16 protein-coding genes are annotated in these 16,155 nt (G+C 64.6%); 9 read left to right on the top strand and 7 right to left on the bottom strand.

Translation table 11 applies throughout. The features are described from left to right. Window positions 1-93 precede the first annotated feature (93 nt). Complete coding sequence (locus AC1DW9_RS01035; protein ID WP_441489398.1) at window positions 94-411, top strand: hypothetical protein; 318 nt, start codon at window positions 94-96, stop codon at window positions 409-411. A 149-nt stretch (window positions 412-560) separates the two neighbouring features. Here the strand turns inward: AC1DW9_RS01035 and AC1DW9_RS01040 are convergent, their stop codons facing one another. Next, the gene (locus AC1DW9_RS01040; protein WP_441489399.1) at window positions 561-1,493 is read right to left on the bottom strand and encodes a LysR family transcriptional regulator; all 933 of its coding nucleotides are present in this window, start codon (window positions 1,491-1,493) and stop codon (window positions 561-563) included. An 88-nt stretch (window positions 1,494-1,581) separates the two neighbouring features. On the opposite strand from AC1DW9_RS01040, the gene AC1DW9_RS01045 reads away from it, so the two are divergent. Together AC1DW9_RS01045 and AC1DW9_RS01050 are read left to right on the top strand one after the other, a co-directional pair. After that, a complete protein-coding gene (locus AC1DW9_RS01045; RefSeq protein ID WP_441505272.1) occupies window positions 1,582-2,475 on the top strand; it encodes a DMT family transporter in 894 nt (297 codons plus the stop codon). A 66-nt stretch (window positions 2,476-2,541) separates the two neighbouring features. Further along, window positions 2,542-3,108, top strand: a complete 567-nt coding sequence (locus AC1DW9_RS01050) for a GNAT family N-acetyltransferase (RefSeq protein ID WP_441505271.1) — start codon at window positions 2,542-2,544, stop codon at window positions 3,106-3,108. Between the two features lie 145 nt (window positions 3,109-3,253). On the opposite strand, the gene AC1DW9_RS01055 is transcribed toward AC1DW9_RS01050, so the two are convergent. Further along, window positions 3,254-4,510, bottom strand: coding sequence for a class I SAM-dependent methyltransferase (locus AC1DW9_RS01055; protein ID WP_476768560.1), 1,257 nt, complete (start codon window positions 4,508-4,510; stop codon window positions 3,254-3,256). Between the two features lie 196 nt (window positions 4,511-4,706). Between AC1DW9_RS01055 and AC1DW9_RS01060 the strand changes: the two genes are divergently transcribed. Next, the gene (locus tag AC1DW9_RS01060) at window positions 4,707-5,399 is read left to right on the top strand and encodes a methyltransferase domain-containing protein (protein ID WP_441505269.1); all 693 of its coding nucleotides are present in this window, start codon (window positions 4,707-4,709) and stop codon (window positions 5,397-5,399) included. Window positions 5,400-5,507: 108 nt separating this feature from the next. On the opposite strand, the gene AC1DW9_RS01065 is transcribed toward AC1DW9_RS01060, so the two are convergent. The 4 genes from AC1DW9_RS01065 to AC1DW9_RS01080 form a co-directional block, all read right to left on the bottom strand. Continuing rightward, window positions 5,508-5,915 (bottom strand): GtrA family protein, encoded by a 408-nt coding sequence (locus AC1DW9_RS01065; RefSeq protein ID WP_441505268.1) that lies wholly within the window; start codon window positions 5,913-5,915, stop codon window positions 5,508-5,510. 188 nt (window positions 5,916-6,103) lie between these two features. Continuing rightward, window positions 6,104-7,405 (bottom strand): hypothetical protein, encoded by a 1,302-nt coding sequence (locus tag AC1DW9_RS01070; protein WP_441489405.1) that lies wholly within the window; start codon window positions 7,403-7,405, stop codon window positions 6,104-6,106. Window positions 7,406-7,459: 54 nt separating this feature from the next. Next, window positions 7,460-8,674 (bottom strand): zinc metallochaperone GTPase ZigA, encoded by a 1,215-nt coding sequence (gene zigA, locus AC1DW9_RS01075; RefSeq protein ID WP_441505267.1) that lies wholly within the window; start codon window positions 8,672-8,674, stop codon window positions 7,460-7,462. Window positions 8,675-8,764: 90 nt separating this feature from the next. Then, window positions 8,765-9,121: an ArsR/SmtB family transcription factor gene (locus tag AC1DW9_RS01080; RefSeq protein ID WP_476768557.1), complete on the bottom strand. Its 357-nt coding sequence runs from the start codon at window positions 9,119-9,121 to the stop codon at window positions 8,765-8,767. Window positions 9,122-9,243: 122 nt separating this feature from the next. On the opposite strand from AC1DW9_RS01080, the gene AC1DW9_RS01085 reads away from it, so the two are divergent. From AC1DW9_RS01085 to AC1DW9_RS01105, 5 genes are all read left to right on the top strand, one after another. Next, window positions 9,244-10,455, top strand: coding sequence for an MFS transporter (locus AC1DW9_RS01085; protein ID WP_441505265.1), 1,212 nt, complete (start codon window positions 9,244-9,246; stop codon window positions 10,453-10,455). Between the two features lie 147 nt (window positions 10,456-10,602). Continuing rightward, window positions 10,603-13,935 (top strand): carbamoyl-phosphate synthase large subunit, encoded by a 3,333-nt coding sequence (carB, locus tag AC1DW9_RS01090; RefSeq protein WP_476855008.1) that lies wholly within the window; start codon window positions 10,603-10,605, stop codon window positions 13,933-13,935. A 102-nt stretch (window positions 13,936-14,037) separates the two neighbouring features. Further along, window positions 14,038-14,511 (top strand): transcription elongation factor GreA, encoded by a 474-nt coding sequence (gene greA, locus AC1DW9_RS01095; RefSeq protein WP_113513985.1) that lies wholly within the window; start codon window positions 14,038-14,040, stop codon window positions 14,509-14,511. A gap of 76 nt (window positions 14,512-14,587) precedes the next feature. Then, the gene (locus AC1DW9_RS01100) at window positions 14,588-15,097 is read left to right on the top strand and encodes a hypothetical protein (protein WP_441489410.1); all 510 of its coding nucleotides are present in this window, start codon (window positions 14,588-14,590) and stop codon (window positions 15,095-15,097) included. A 126-nt stretch (window positions 15,098-15,223) separates the two neighbouring features. Next, window positions 15,224-15,685 (top strand): hypothetical protein, encoded by a 462-nt coding sequence (locus tag AC1DW9_RS01105; protein ID WP_441489411.1) that lies wholly within the window; start codon window positions 15,224-15,226, stop codon window positions 15,683-15,685. Here the strand turns inward: AC1DW9_RS01105 and AC1DW9_RS01110 are convergent. Next, entirely contained in the window at window positions 15,670-16,131 is a 462-nt protein-coding gene (locus AC1DW9_RS01110) for a GNAT family N-acetyltransferase (protein ID WP_441505264.1), read from the bottom strand. The genes AC1DW9_RS01105 and AC1DW9_RS01110 overlap by 16 nt on opposite strands. Window positions 16,132-16,155 lie beyond the last annotated feature (24 nt).

A 16,155-nucleotide genomic window follows, 5' to 3' on the forward strand; every position in this document is an offset into this window, starting at 1 on the left:
CATTGCTCCTATCTCAATATCCTACTATCCAACACAACTCACGGCTGAAAAGCTCCCAACTGCTGTCGTGAGAGAACGATCCGGAGCATTGCGATGGAACGTAGAGGAAGCGAACGCACGCGATCATGGGCACATCAAGTGCTGATCGCTGTTGAGGGCGACGATTTCCTGTCCAGGCTCCATGCCATGGATGCGTGGCTCAGCCAGTGGGAAATTCCCTATCGTGCCGTCTCGGTGCCGCGCGACAACGGGGCGATCCGGATCTGTTTTTCAGATGAGAGGTTCGCCCGCGCATTTCATGTCAATCTGGGCGGCCTGCGCGTCCCTTCCGACCCATTGGCCACGGAACTGGCTGCGGATCCCGCCAAGGATGACTTCTACCAATTGGTCGATCGCAAGATCGCCAACTGAACCGAGTTCGGATTCGATCCCGCATCAAGGGGTAGATCTGCCGAAGCAGGCATGGGTCGAGACCGGATCTCGCCCCTTCCGCGGAATGGCCCATCGTTGGGATGCCCGCGACCGCCTTCGCAGCATACAGATGCGTCACGCCGGGCGCGCTAAGCTGCCTTTGCTTCCGTTTTCAAGAAGGCAGTCAGCCGTGCCGCAGACAAGCCCGCTTCTTGCGCGATCCGCGTCGCCAGTGCAGCGGCTGCGGGGCGTGGCTGCCCGATCGGACGGTCGAGCCAGTAGGAAACCGGATTGAGCGCAGTGCGTGGATCAACAGCCACCACGCGCCCTACCTCGATCTGCGCCTGCGCCAGCGGTGGACGGGCAAGCGCCACACCCAGCCCGCAGGCGGCGGCATCGAGCACGAGATTGTAATCCTCGAAACGTCGATCCTGCGGACGGGGTCGGTAATCCAGCCCCTGCGCCGCAAACCAGGCCCGCCAGCCGGATGCATCGGAATCATGGATCAGCGGCTGGTCGAGCAGCCGCGCGGCCTTGCCGGCACCGATGCTCCGCACAAGCTCCGGCGAAGCGATTGGAAAACACCATTCCTCGAAAAGCTGGACCGAGACCCGCCCCGGCGCCCCGCCGCGTCCACAGCGAATGGCGAGGTCGATGCCCTCACTCTCCAGATCGACCCGGCGATGGTCGACCTGAAGCACGATGCGCAGATCGGGATCGCCGCTCTCGAGCCATTTCATGCGGGGCATCAGCCACAGGCTGCACACTGAAGGAATCGCGCTGAAGCGCACGACCGCGGCACCGCGCGGCTCGGTCCAGCGATCCGATGTGTCCGCGATCAGCGCGAAGGCCTCCTGCGTGCGCTGCATCAGTCGCTGGCCCTCTGGCGTCAGCGCGACGCCGCGCGCCTGCCGGGCGAAGAGCCGGGTGCCGAGCCAATGCTCGAGCTTGGCCACCTGCCGACTGATCGCGCCATGGGTCAGGTTGAGCGTCTCGGCCGCCGCCGAGAAGCTTCCCGAGCGGGCCGCCGCCTCGAAGGCACGCAGAGTGTCGAGCGGGGGTAATCCGGAGCTGTGATCCATGCTCACAGATCATGCTCGAATTACTCGTTTGTCAATCAGCTTGCCCGGGTATCTATCACGTGTCGCCCCCTGACCACCGAGGCTCGACATGAACTCGCTCAACCCAGCCGTCTCCACGCCGCGCAGCCTCGATCCGGCCACCGTCGCCGTCGTCGCCTTTACCGTGATCGCCTGGGCTTCCGCCTTTCCCGCGATCCGGGCCGGGCTGACGGCGTTAGGGCCGATCGAGCTCGGCGCCGCTCGTTTCGCGATCGCGGCCGTCCCGAGCGCGATCTTTCTCGCCATTATGCGCCCTGCCCTGCCCGGCTGGTCCGATGGCTGGCGCTTCCTTCTTGGTGGGTTGGTTCATGTCGCGCTCTACACGACCCTGCTGAATTTCGGCGAGAAGACGGTCTCTGCCGGCGCCGCGAGCTTCATCATCAACGTCAATCCGATCATCACCGCCGGATTGGCGATGCTGATCCTCGGCGAACGCTTCGGGCCACTCGCCTGGCTCGGCACCGCGATCTCCTTCGCCGGCATTGGCCTGATCGCATTAGGCGAAGGCCAGGGCATCGAGCTCAGCACCGGCGTCCTCTTCATCCTTGGCGCTGCACTCTGCCAATCGGTCACCGCCGTCGTCCAGAAGCCGCTTTTCGCCCGGCACAAGGCGCTCACCGTCTCGGCCTGGAACATGGTCGTGGGTGCACTGGCCCTCTCCCCGTTCCTCCCGCATGCCGTCAGCCAGTCGGCCTCTGCGTCGAGCGAAGCTCTCTTTGCCGTCGTCTATCTCGGGATTGTGCCAAGCCTGCTCGCCTATGCGACCTGGACGATGATGCTCGCGCGGCTGCCTGCGGGCCGCGCCTCGAACTTCATGTATTGCGTGCCACCGGTCGCGACCTTGATGGGCTTTCTCTGGCTCGGCGAGGCTCCGACTGCACTCGGCATCCTCGGTGGGGTCATGGCGCTGGGCGGTGTCGTGATTGTCAATCTGAAGCGCTGAGAGCACCAGCTTCCCCCACGGGCGCCCGCTGCGATACTGTTCCTCGCCTGCCCCGCGAGGATGCGTATGACCAGTGATCAGCCCAGTGCCATTCAATCATCTCCGTCTGCCGCTGGCGTTCGCGTACGACCATTGGTGGGGGAAGACTGGGTCGCACTCCGCGCGCTGCGCTTGGTTGCGCTTTCCGACACGCCGGAAGCCTTCGGCGCGAGCCACGCCGAAGAGGCCGCCCAACCGGACAGCTTCTTCCGCTCGCGCCTCTCGGCCGAGGAACCCAACAGGGTCTTCGGGGCCTTCTCCGACAGCGGTGACCTGATCGGGATCGCTGGCTTCCGTGCAACGACCTCCGCCAAGTCGCGCCACAAGGGCGTGCTCTGGGGCGTCTATGTCGTGGCCGGCTGGCGCGGGGACGGCGTCGGCCGCGCCCTCGTCGATGCCGTCATCGGACACGCCGCCCGCCACGTCCTGGTGCTCCAAGCTTGTGTCGTGACGACGAACCGTGCCGCGCACTCGCTCTACGCCCGGCTTGGCTTTGCCCCCTATGGCATCGAGTCCAAGGCGTTGTACGTCAACGGCCAGTTCTATGACGAAGCGCTTCTGGCGCTGGATTTCACGCAAGCCACCGACGCTTGAGGCGCTAGCCCAACGAGCGCCGGCCGAGGCACGATGCGAACTCACCGCGGCCAGCCCGTTGGGAAGAGCCGGGATCCATGCCTGAGCGCCGGCGGAGATGTTCCAACCCGTATCCGAGGCCCTACGGAACGGCATGTCGCCCGCCTCAGAAACCCTGCGCCTCCAAAGCCTTCTCGTTCTCGGTGATGTAGTCGCGGATCACCGGCACAGCGCTCTTGTGCGGCCCTAGCAGGAGCTGGAAAACCATGTCTCCCCCGATATCGAACGAGATCTCGCAGGCCGAGAGGTAGAACTCCCACATCCGCGCGAAACGCTCGCCCATCATACCGACGACCTCCTCGCGCTTGGCGAGAAACCGCTGTCGCCAGGCAGCCAGCGTCCAGTGGTAATGCCGGCGCCAGAACTCGCAGTCCGACGACCAGAGCCCTGTCTGCTCGACCGCGGCGAATACCTCCGACATCGCTGGGGCGTACCCGCCCGGGAAGATGTATTTGTCGAAGAACGGTCCAGTGAAGCCCGGAGGGCCGACCCGGCCGATACAGTGCACCAACGCAATCCCGTCCGGCGTCAGAAGATCGCGGATCTTCTCGAAATATTCGAGATAATGCGCAACGCCGACATGCTCCATCATGCCGACCGAGACGACGCGGTCGAAGCTGCCGGTCAGTTCGCGATAGTCCTTGTTGATGAAAGTGACGCTGCCGCCGACCCCGGCCGCTTCGGCCCGCTTCTGCGCCGCCGCCATCTGGTCGGGCGAGACATTCAGCCCGGTCACCTTGGCCCCACAGGCCTTGGCGAGATAGATCGCGAGCTCGCCCCAGCCCGAACCGATATCCAGAACCGTCATGCCGGGTTCGATCTTCAGCTTGGCCGCGATATGGCGGAGTTTTGCCTTCTGCGCGGCTTCGAGCCCGACCTCCGGACTATGCCAATAGGCACAGGAATAGGTCATCGTCTCGTCGAGCCAGAGCCGGTAGAAATCGGTCGGGATATCGTAGTGGTGCTTGACCTTCTTGCCGGCCACGCCGAGCGGGTTGTGCATGCGGAAGCGCCGGATGCGAAAGCGGATGTTGCGGATCGCCTTTTGCAGCGGATGCTTGCGCATCTCCTTGCGCTGCAGCCAGAACAGGCTGAGCAGGTCATGGATCGTCGAGCCGTCCTCGAAATTCACCCGCCCGTCCATGTAGCCTTCGGCCAGGGCCAGTTCGGGATTCAGAAAGATCTCCCGCTCGATCTTGTCGTCCGAGAAGCGCACGGTGACAGCCGGCGCCGTCTTGTTCTGACCTGCGAACAGGATCGCCCCTGGGCCCGGCCCGAAGACATGGCGCTTGTCGTCCGGGGTGATCACCGTCAGGCGTCCTTGCCTGACGAAGCGTTTCAGAAGTCGCGGCAACAGCAGCATGCAAGCCTCCCAGCCTTGCGCGACCTTAAGCCGAGCGGTCGGCGCAGGGAAATGCCGAGCCGGCAGAAGGATGCGGAACTGGCGAGGTGTTGCGCGAACTCCATATCGGCGGTTGCCGATACCCGCAGCGACAGCGTAGTCCTGAGGCCGAAACGGGCGCCCGTGTGTCCGTCACTGAGCGGATGACGGCGAGACGATGTCCTGGCGCGATTTCTGGAACAGCGAGCACGCGATCTATGTCTCGCCCCGTCACAAGCTGCTGCATTACCGCCAGATCGCCACCGACCTGATTCGCCATATCCCCTCGCCCGAGGCGGTCGTACTGGATCACGGTTGTGGCGAAGCCCTCGCCGCCGATCGCGTCGCCGCAGCCTGCGCCAGGCTCTATCTCTGCGAGGCCGCCCCGAGCGTGCGTGAAAAGCTGCGCGCGACCTTTGGCGCGATCCCGGCGATCACCGTCGTCTCGCCGGAGGAGATCGAGGCACTGGACGACGGCGCGCTCGATCTCGTCGTCGCCAACTCGCTGATCCAGTATCTCGGCCGCGAGGAGCTGGCGCAGTTGCTCCTGCTCTGGCGGCGCAAGCTGAAGCCCGGCGGACATCTCGTCATCGCCGACGTGATTCCACCCGATGTCAGCGCGCTGACCGACGCCACGCAACTGCTCTCCTTCGCCTGGCGCGGCGGCTTCCTGATTGCCGCGCTCGGCGGGCTCGTACGCACCGCGTTCTCCGACTACCGGAAGCTGCGCGCCGAGTACGGGCTCTCGACCTATAGCGATACCGCCATCGTCACTTTGATCCGAGAGGGCGGGTTCGACGAGATCGAGCGCCAGCCGAACTTCGGCCACAACCCCCACCGCATGACCTTCCGCGCCCGCAATCCGGGCTAAGCCGCCACTAGATCATCGGCCCGGAAATCGTATCCGGACAGATGATCTAACCCTTTGTGTTTGCATCGGCCTTCCCGAAAACCGCAATCCACATTTCGGGCCGATGCTTTAGACGCCTTCGCGATCCGCGAAGGAGAAGAATTTATGGCCGAGGAAGGAGAACACCATCACGAGCAGCGTCGTGACGATCTGCATCGGCAGATAGGGTAGGCCAGCCCGCGTCACGAAGATATGCATCAGGATGCCGGTCAGCACGAAGCCGCCCGCTGCGATCAGCGCAAAGCGCCAGGTCGCTTGGGCGTGGCTGTGCGTAGCGTCAAAGGTCAGCCAGCGATTCAGCGTATAGGACACGACCGCGCCGAGCGTGAAACCGGCAAGCGTAGCCGGCACCGGGGCGACCCCGCCAAGCTCGACCAGTCCGATCAGCAGCGCATAATGCGCCACCGCCGTCACGCCACCGGAGAAAACATAGGCCACGATCTGGCGCGACTGACGGGGAAGACGAGAGAGAGGCATCCCCGCCCTCTACAGCATTTTCCTGCTGGCCAGTACCGGCTCGCGTGAAGGCCCGCGCAAGCCCCGCATGGCACACTCAATCAAGGCAGCCCAGGCAAGGCGCGAGGCGGCGCAGGTCCGGAAGTCATCAGATCGCGGTGTGCCGTGATGGCTTCCGGAATTCCGACCGGAACGCTCCGCGCAGCCCTTCAGCCGGCATCGCCACCGCCGGCGAGATTGGCGGGCATCCCGCCGACCGGCATGTCGAGCCCCTGCTTCAGCGTATCCAAATGAAACTCCCTGATACGACCGCTCGTGGGATCGCTGACGAAGGCGCTGTTCCCGACGATGCCCAGGCTCGGCGTCGGCGATTTCGCGCCGTACTGGCAATCGAAGGCGGGTACCGCGTCGAAGCTGGCGAGTTCTCGCCAGGCCGGCGCGATTTCATAGACGCGGAGCTTGCCGTCCGGTGTGAGGTTCGCCAGGCGGTCGCCACCGGCGTCGAGATCGAACTGGCAGGCTGGCTGACCGCCTGGCACCGGCAGGACATCCGCGACCGAGAGCAAGGTTGCGGCAGGGTCGATCCGCAGAAGCGCATTGTATGGCCCCTTCAGCCCGTAATTGGCGACGGCATAGCGCGCGCCCGTGCGCGCCTTGATGGCACTGACGCGCCGCTCGTCGGGATAGGCGATCTTGCGCGCAGTCCAGCGCCCGGACGTATCCCGGGCGAGGACGAGAACGCCGCCATCCACCCCGTCATTGCAGCCGAAGACGTGGCGCCCCTTGCTCTCGGCATAACCGTGGAAGAGCTTGCAGGAGGCGTCAGTGCGTGCAGGATCGTTGAAGCTTGCGACCCGCTTCCAGCCCTTGCCGCGCTCGAGGATTTCAAAGCCGTCCGGCCGAGACGAGGCGCTGCGGTCCTCGCCCTTGGCGTAGATCGCATTCGGCACCGACATCAGCCACTGCCGGCGCCCGAGCGGAATGGCAATGCCGTGCTGCGGCGCCGGGCTTGGCCATATCTTGCTGACGGGAGACTTGCCATCCAGGCTCTTGAGATCGACCAGCACCGCCTTCGGCTCGCTCTTGCGCTCCCAGGGCCTGTCTCCGTCGAAGAACAGCGCAATCTGCCCATGCCTGGAAACGACATGGGCCGGGCGGTCGCCCTTCACGGCGAAGTCGAGCAGCCTGACCGGCCCCTTGTCGACATCGACGTGATCGCCATGAGATTCATAGCGCAGTCCGCTATCGAGGAAGCGGATGGTGCCAACCTCGTCGCCTGTCTTGATGACGATGAAACGGCCGCCCTCGGCGCTGGCGAAGGACGGGTTGGGTTTCGGCACATCGAAGCTATGCGTCACCTCGCCGGAGTCGAGGTCGAGCACGCGCACGACCGGCTTCTCGTGATCTGCAAAGACGAGCCGGCCACGCAAGGTGGCGTGATCATGGGCAGAGGCCGCAGCTGCGGCGAGAACAAGGGTAAGCGCAGCTCCCGCTGCGAACTGAAAACGCATCGTTGTCTCCTGTGAACGAAGGGCAAAGGTCCGCCGGTATGCGGACCGGATCTCTCAGGCCGCAGCGGCCCGGCGCCAGACCGGAAATGGGTCAGGCAGGTCGCGGTAGCGTTCCGGTTTGAAGCTGATGGTCGGCGTCTCGCCGAGCAGGCAGGCGTCGAGCGCGCTGGCGATGGCCTGCTGGTCCATGCCCGAGCCAATGAAGACCAGCTCCTGCCGCCGGTCGCCCCAGACCGAATGCCAGTGTCGGTTCAGGATTGCGTTCCATTCGGGATGGTCGGGCCAGCGGCTGCGCGGCACGGACGCCCACCAGAACCCCATCGCCTCGGTTCGGCAGACGCTGCCAGCAAGGCTCATCTCGCCGACCCATTCCGGCCGGGTCGCCAGCCAGAAATGGCCCTTGGCACGGATCAGGCCGTCCCAGTCGCGCGCCAGGAAGGCGTCGAACCGCTCCGGATGGAATGGCCGCCGGGCGCGGTAGACGAAGGAGGAGATGCCATACTCCTCGGTTTCCGGAACATGATCCCGGCGGCCATGGAGCTCCTTGTACCAGAGCGGATGCTGCTCCGCCTTCTCATGGTCGAACAGGCCCGTATCGAGGATCGCTGCGAGCGGAGCACGCCCGAAATCGGTTTCGACCAGCTTTGCATCGGGATTGAGCGCCCGGATGATCTTGCGCACCAGATCGCGCTCTTCCGGCGCGACATCCGACACCTTGTTCAGGACGACGACATCGGCGAACTCGATCTGCTCGACCAGGAGATCGACCAGGGTGCGCTCGTCGTCCTCGCCCGCCGTCTCGCCGCGCTCACGCAGGAAGTCGCGCGAGCCATAATCCTTCATCAGGTTGATGGCATCGACGACGGTCACCATCGTATCGAGCCGCGCGAGATCGGAGAGGCTGGCGCCATCCTCGTCGCGAAACTCGAAGGTCGCGGCGATCGGCAAGGGCTCGGCAATGCCGGTGCCTTCGATCAGCAGGTAGTCGAAGCGTCCTTCCCCGGCGAGGCGACGCACTTCGGCGAGCAGGTCATCACGCAAGGTGCAGCAGATGCAGCCATTGCTCATCTCGACCAGCTTCTCGTCGGTGCGCGAGAGCTTGCCCCCGCCCTCCCGCACCAGATCGGCGTCGATATTCACCTCGCTCATGTCATTGACGATGACCGCAACCTTGCGGCCTTCCCGATTGTTGAGGACGTGATTGAGGAGCGTGGTCTTGCCGGCCCCGAGAAAGCCGGAGAGCACGGTGACGGGAAGGCGGGAATCCATTCGGCATCCATTATGTTATGTTACAACATAACATAAACAGCGATGCGAAACATTGGCAAGCCGGTTTCGACCGGGATGGGCTGATGCCCCCTACGGAGCGAGCAGCTTGTCTTCGGAAAACCGGGGAAGCGACGGATCGCGCCGCGCCGTCGCAATGATGCTGTCGAGCAGCCCGGGGAAGCGGCCGTCGAGTTCTCCGCGCCGCAGGCTGATGAAGCGGGACGTGCCCTCCGCCCGGGCCCGGGTTATGCCCGCCTCGCGCAGCTTGGCGAAATGATAGGCCAGCAGCGAGGGGGAGGCGAAATCCGTAAAACTTCCGCAGCGCGCCTCGAACTCCTCGGAGTCGGCCAGCGCCAGGACGATGGCGAGCCGCGTCGGATCGGCAAGCGCGCCAAAGACCGTCGCTGCGTCAATGCCGTCCATGTCGGGATGAAAGATCGGCTTCATGCCCCGGACATAGGAGATTGCGGCACTCCTGACAATATTCAACGTTCATTGAAATTAAGATTGACGGCAGATCGAACACGATCTTAAATTCAACGATCATTGAAATTTTGAAGGAATGTCCAATGGACACGCGTCTCGTCTGGCTCGCCGGCGGCGCCTTCGTCATCGGCACGGGAAGCCTGATGATCACCGGCATCCTGCCGAATCTGGCGGCCGCCTTCGGCACCTCGATCGATACGGCCGGCTTGCTGATCTCGATCTTCGCCGTCGCCTATGCATTAGGCTCCCCGGTCCTTTCCACCCTGCTGGGCGACGTCGACCGCCGGATGGTCCTCGCCGGCTCGCTCAGCGTCTTCGCCCTTGCCAATCTGCTTGCCGCTTTCGCGGCGAGCTTCGCCTGGCTGATGGTCGCGCGCATCGCCATGGCGCTCGCGGCCGGCGTCTTCATGCCGTCGGCCAACGCGGTCGCGGTCGCGCTGGTCTTACCGGAGCGGCGTGGCCGGGCTATCGCGCTGGTCACGGGCGGCATGACGGTTTCGCTGATTCTCGGCGTCCCGCTCGGCACCGCCATCACCTCCTATGGCGGCTGGCATCTCGCCTTCCTCCTGGTCGCGTTCATTGGCGCCCTTGGCGTCGCCGGGCTGCTCCTGAACCTGCCTGACGACCTGCCGCGCGGCGCCAATTCGCTCGGCGAGCGCCTGCAGGTCGCTCGCCGCGCCGATGTGCTGCTGGCGCTCGGCACCACCGCGCTTTGGACCACCGGCGCCTTCACGCTCTACACCTATGTCGCGCCCTTCCTCGCGACCCATGCCGGCATCAGCGGCCCCTGGCTCAGCGCCGCCCTGATCGTCTCCGGCATCGGTTCGGCCATCGGCAACCAGGCTGGTGGAATGGCGAGCGACCGCTTCGGCCCGGAGCGCACCCTCACCCTCGTCCTCACGGTGCTCGCATTGGCGCTCGCCTCCGCCTCGCTCATGGCGATCACGCTGCCCCCCGCGGCGGCCGTCTTCGTCGCTCCGGCGATCCTCTTCGTCTGGAGCATGGCCGGCTGGGCCGGGCACCCCTCGCAGATGTCGAGGCTCGCCGCGATGGCGCCCGACGCGACCGTCGTCGCGCTCTCGCTCAATGCATCCGCGCTCTATATCGGCATCGCCGCCGGCTCGGCATTGGGCCAGCAGACCCTGCGCCACGGCGCCTCATGGCAACTCGGTTTCGTCGGCGCGATGTGCGAGATCGGTGCACTTACCCTGCTTTGGATCTCCATCCGGCGACGCCGGACCGCGCGTCGCGAACTGGAAATCGGCAGGGTCCCTGTGGCGACGTCTGTGCGTTGAAGAGAGGTAAGCGCGCTTTTCCCTTCCTTCCGCGGCAACCTCCCTCTATAGCGAGCGCCTAGCATTCATTCAGGCGCTCGCTGACTCCCCTTTCCTCGCGGACGGGGATCCGTCCGGCGCGCGCCCGCACAAGCACTGGCCGGACCCATGCCCAAGCGCACAGACATCAAGACGATCCTCRTCATCGGCKCCGGCCCGATCRTCATCGGCCAGGCCTGCGAGTTCGACTAYTCCGGMACCCAGGCCTGCAAGACACTGAAGGCCGAGGGCTACCGCATCGTCCTGGTCAATTCGAATCCGGCCACGATCATGACGGATCCGGACCTCGCGGATGCCACCTATGTCGAGCCGATCACGCCCGAGATCGTCGCCAAGATCATCGAGAAGGAGCGCAACGTCCTGCCCGGCGGTTTTGCGCTGCTGCCGACCATGGGCGGCCAGACGGCACTGAACTGCGCGCTTTCGCTCAAGAAGATGGGCGTACTCGAGAAATTCGATATCGAGATGATCGGCGCCACCGCCGAAGCCATCGACAAGGCCGAGGACCGCGAGCTGTTCCGCGAGGCGATGACCAAGATCGGTCTCGATACGCCGCGCTCGCACCATGTCAGGACGCTCGGCCAAGCCCTCGAGGCGCTTGACGACATCGGTCTGCCGGCAATCATCCGCCCCTCCTTCACCATGGGTGGAACAGGCGGCGGCATCGCCTACAACAAGGGCGAATTCATCGAGATCTGCGAGCGCGGCATGGACGCTTCGCCGACCAGCGAAGTGCTGATCGAAGAGAGCGTGCTCGGCTGGAAGGAGTACGAGATGGAGGTCGTCCGCGACAAGGCGGACAACTGCATCATCGTCTGCTCGATCGAGAACATCGATCCGATGGGCGTCCATACCGGTGATTCGATCACCATCGCCCCGGCGCTCACGCTGACCGACAAGGAATATCAGATCATGCGCGACGCCTCGCTGGCGGTGCTGCGCGAGATCGGCGTCGAGACCGGTGGCTCGAACGTGCAGTTCGCGGTCGATCCTGCCACCGGCCGGATGATCGTCATCGAGATGAACCCGCGCGTCTCGCGCTCCTCGGCGCTGGCCTCCAAGGCGACCGGCTTCCCGATCGCCAAGGTCGCCGCGCGCCTTGCCGTCGGTTACACGCTCGACGAAATCGAGAACGACATTACCGGCGGCGCGACGCCGGCCTCGTTCGAGCCGACGATCGACTATGTCGTCACCAAGATCCCGCGTTTCGCCTTCGAGAAATTCCCCGGCGCCGAGCCGACCCTGACGACCGCAATGAAGTCGGTCGGCGAAGCGATGGCGATCGGCCGCACCTTCCAGGAATCGCTGCAGAAGGCGCTGCGCTCGCTGGAGACCGGACTCGACGGCCTCGATGAGATCGAAATCGAAGGTCTGGGCCAGGGCGACGACAAGAACGCGATCAAGGCCGCCCTCTCCTCGCCGACGCCAGACCGTCTGCTGCAGGTGGCCCAAGCGATGCGCTTCGGCTTCACCGACGAGCAGATCCACGAAAGCTGCAAGATCGATCCTTGGTTCCTCGAGCAGATGCGTGGGCTGGTCGAGACCGAGGACAAGGTGCGCAAGTACGGCCTGCCGACGACGCCCGGCGCCTTCCGCCAGATCAAGGCGATGGGCTTCTCGGACAAGCGCCTCGCTGCGCTCGCGAACCTGACCGAGGCCGAGGTGACCCAGCGCCGACATGCGCTCGAAGTGCGGCCGGTCTTCAAGCGGATCGACACCTGCGCCGCTGAGTTCGCCTCACCGACCGCCTATATGTACTCGACCTATGCCATGCCCTTCGCCGGCATGCCGGCTGACGAGGCCAACCCGTCCGACCGCAAGAAGGTGGTCATCCTCGGCGGCGGCCCGAACCGCATCGGCCAGGGCATCGAGTTCGACTATTGCTGCTGCCACGCCTGCTACGCGCTGCGCGATGCCGGCTATGAGACCATCATGGTCAACTGCAACCCGGAGACGGTTTCGACCGACTACGACACCTCCGACCGACTCTATTTCGAACCGTTGACCGCCGAGGACGTGCTCGAGATCCTCGAGACCGAGAAGCGCAGCGGCACGCTGCATGGCGTCATCGTCCAGTTCGGCGGCCAGACCCCGTTGAAACTGGCGAATGCGCTCGAAGAGGCCGGCATCCCGATCCTGGGCACCTCGCCCGACATGATCGACCTCGCCGAGGACCGCGACCGCTTCAAGCGCCTGCTCGACAAGCTGCATCTGAAGCAGCCCAAGAACGGCATCGCCTATTCAGTCGAACAGGCGCGCATGATCGCGGCCGAGCTCGGCCTGCCCTTCGTCGTGCGTCCGTCCTATGTGCTCGGCGGTCGTGCCATGGCGATCATCCGCGACGAGCCGCAGTTCGAGGACTATCTGCTCGGCACGCTTCCGAGCCTGATCCCGTCCGAGGTGAAGGCGAAATACCCGAACGACAAGACCGGCCAGATCAACACGGTGCTCGGCAAGAACCCACTGCTGTTCGACCGCTACCTCTCGGACGCGATCGAGGTCGATGTCGACTGCCTCAGCGACGGCAAGGACGCCTTCATCGCCGGCATCATGGAGCATATCGAGGAGGCCGGTATCCACTCGGGCGATTCGGCCTGCTCGCTGCCGCCCCGTTCACTCTCGCTGGCGACCATCGCTGAGCTCGAGCGCCAGACCAAGGCCATGGCGCTGGCGCTCGATGTCGGTGGGCTGATGAACGTGCAATACGCCATCAAGGACGGCGTCATCTATGTCCTCGAGGTCAACCCGCGCGCCTCGCGCACGGTGCCCTTCGTCGCCAAGGTCATCGGCGAACCGATCGCCAAGATCGCAGCGCGCATCATGGCCGGCGAGAGCCTCGCGAGCTTCGGGCTGAAGCCCGCTGCTCTGACCCATGTCGGCGTCAAGGAAGCGGTCTTCCCCTTCGCGCGCTTCCCCGGCGTCGACGTGCTGCTCGGTCCGGAGATGCGCTCGACCGGCGAGGTCATCGGCCTCGATCGTTCCTTCGACATCGCCTTCGCCAAGAGCCAGCTCGGTGCAGGTTCCAAGGTACCGATCAAGGGGACTGTGTTCGTCTCGGTGCGCGACGCGGACAAGCCGCGCATCGTGCCCTCCATGCGCATCCTGTCCGATCTCGGCTTCCGCATCCTTGCCACCGGTGGAACGCTGCGCCTGTTGCAGGAGGAAGGCATTCCAGCCGCCAAGATCAACAAGGTTCTGGAAGGCCGGCCGCACGTCGTCGACGCAATCAAGAACGGCGAGATCCAGCTCGTCTTCAACACGACGGACGGCCCACAGGCACTCGCGGATTCACGCTCGTTGCGCCGCACCGCCCTCTTGCACAAGGTGCCCTATTATACCACCTTGGCCGGAGCGATCGCGGCTGCCGAGGGCATCAAGGCCTATTGCAGCGGCGATCTCGAAGTACGATCGCTGCAATCCTACTTCGTCCGCGCCGCCTGAACGGCCGCGCGGCCGAAGCAGTTCTGAAAACGATCGGAAGCTGAACGCAGGCCGCGGGGGACGCGGCCGGCGGGTTCTGGCTTTCGGAATTGGGACGAGAAGATGGATAAGGTTCCTATGACGGTGGGCGGATTTGCCGCCCTCGAGGTCGAGCTGAAGCAACGCCAGCAGGTCGAACGTCAACGCATCATCGCTGCGATCTCGGAAGCGCGCGCACTTGGCGATCTCTCCGAGAATGCCGAGTATCATGCGGCCAAGGAGGCACAGTCCCTCAATGAGGGTCGGATCCTGGAGCTGGAATCGCTGATTGGGCGGGCGGACATCATCGATGTCACCAAGCTCGGCGGCGACACGATCAAATTCGGCGCGACCGTCCATCTGATCGACGACGACACCGAGGAAGCCAAGATCTATCAGATCGTCGGCGAGCCGGAATCCGACGTCCGCTCCGGCAAGGTCTCGATCGGCTCGCCGATCGCGCGCGCCCTGATCGGCAAGAAGGTCGGCGATTCCGTGCAGGTCAACACCCCCGGCGGCGGCAAGTCCTACGAAGTCGTGAGCGTCAGCTTCCGCTGAGGCCTCCGGGGGCATAGAATTGATGCCCCCGGACGATTATCTCGTCGGTGATGCATTGGCATCGGGAGATACAGTCATGACCACCCGTCGCGCGTTTCTCATGTCATCATTGGCGGCCACGGCGCTCGCGTCGTCGCCGCTTGGAGCCGCATCGGCGCTTGCCCAGGCGCAAGGTCCGATCGGCGGCATCCATGTCGATGTCTCCCGCCTCGTCGAGCAAGGCTGGGGGGCCAATGCCGGCACGATCAAAGCCGGCATGGAACGGGAACTTCGGACCGCCTTTGCCGGCGCCATCCAGCGCGGAGGGCCGGTTCTCGTCGTCAAGGTCCGCGGCATTTACCTGACGAGTTACGCTGGCAATGGCGGCGGCCGTTGGGGCGGTGGCGGCGGCCAGAACAACGACAATCTCGACAGTGAGGCGGTCCTGGTCGGCGCAGGCAATCGCGTGCTTGCGTCCTATCCGGTGCTCTCGACGATTTCCGCCAGCTATTCGGGTCCCTGGTATCTGCAGGATATCGATCAGCGCCGCATCGTCAGCCTGATCCAGAACAACGTCGCTTGGATCAAACGTTACGTGGCCGGCTGATCTCGTTCACACGGCTGGGATTGTCGTTGCCGCGTATGGCGCCGCACTCGGTGGCGGCGTAGTTCATTGCTTCAGTTGCGCCCCTGCGGAATGCAGTACGATGTCCCTGTCCGACAGGAGAGAGCCATGCTGAATCGTCGCGCCGTATTGGCCGCCGCACTCGGCGGCACTGCCTCTGCCTTGTTCGCTGTCTCGGTCCAGGCGGCCGCAGGCGGCGTGCGCGTCGATGTTTCCCACCTTGTTCAACAGGGCTGGGGTCCCAACGCCGCCCTTGTGAAGGCAGAGCTGGAACGCGAACTTGCCGGCAGCGGCCGCGCGGGCTCGACGCTTGTCGTCTCGGTGCTTCGCATCAACATGCCGAGCTATTCGGGCGGCGACGCGGAGGAAACCGGCGGCACTGTGGACGGAATGGAATCCGAAGCCCGGCTGATCGCTGCCGATGGACGGGTTATCGCAAGCTACCCGATCGTTTCGTCTTCATCAGCCTCATCCGGAGGCGCCTGGTTCGAGCCCGGCTTCGACAAGCGCCGGCTCGCGGCCCTGGTCCGGACCAACGCCGCCTGGATCAGACGCTATGTCGGCGAATGAGCCGCGGGCCGCCTGATCTCGAAGGCGGTCTTGCTGCGCGAGAACCCGCAGGCCTCGTAGAAACCGAGCACCGCTTCGTCCTTTCGCCCCGTCTGCAGCATGACCTTGTAGCATCCTGCCGAACAGGCCTGCTCGACAGCGGCGCCGATGACCCGCTTTCCAAGCCCCTGGCCCCGAAACCGCGCGTCCGCGACGACATTCTCGATCAGCGCAAAGGGGCTGAGGTTCCGGGTGAGATTCGGCACGACCACGATCACGCAACTTGCGATGGCGGCTCCGCCCAATTCGGCGATGTGAACCGTGATCAGGTCGCTGCCCAGGATCCGGTGCCAGGTCTCGGCGGCCATTTCGGCATTCGGGCGCGGGTCATCGCGATTCAATTGCGCATAGAGCGCCAGGATGGACGGCAGATGCTCGATGCCCGCCTTGCGGATCGCGATCTGCATCCGGCCCCCGCTAGATCACGCTGC

This window comes from Allobosea sp. P4_E12, assembly GCF_056401655.1.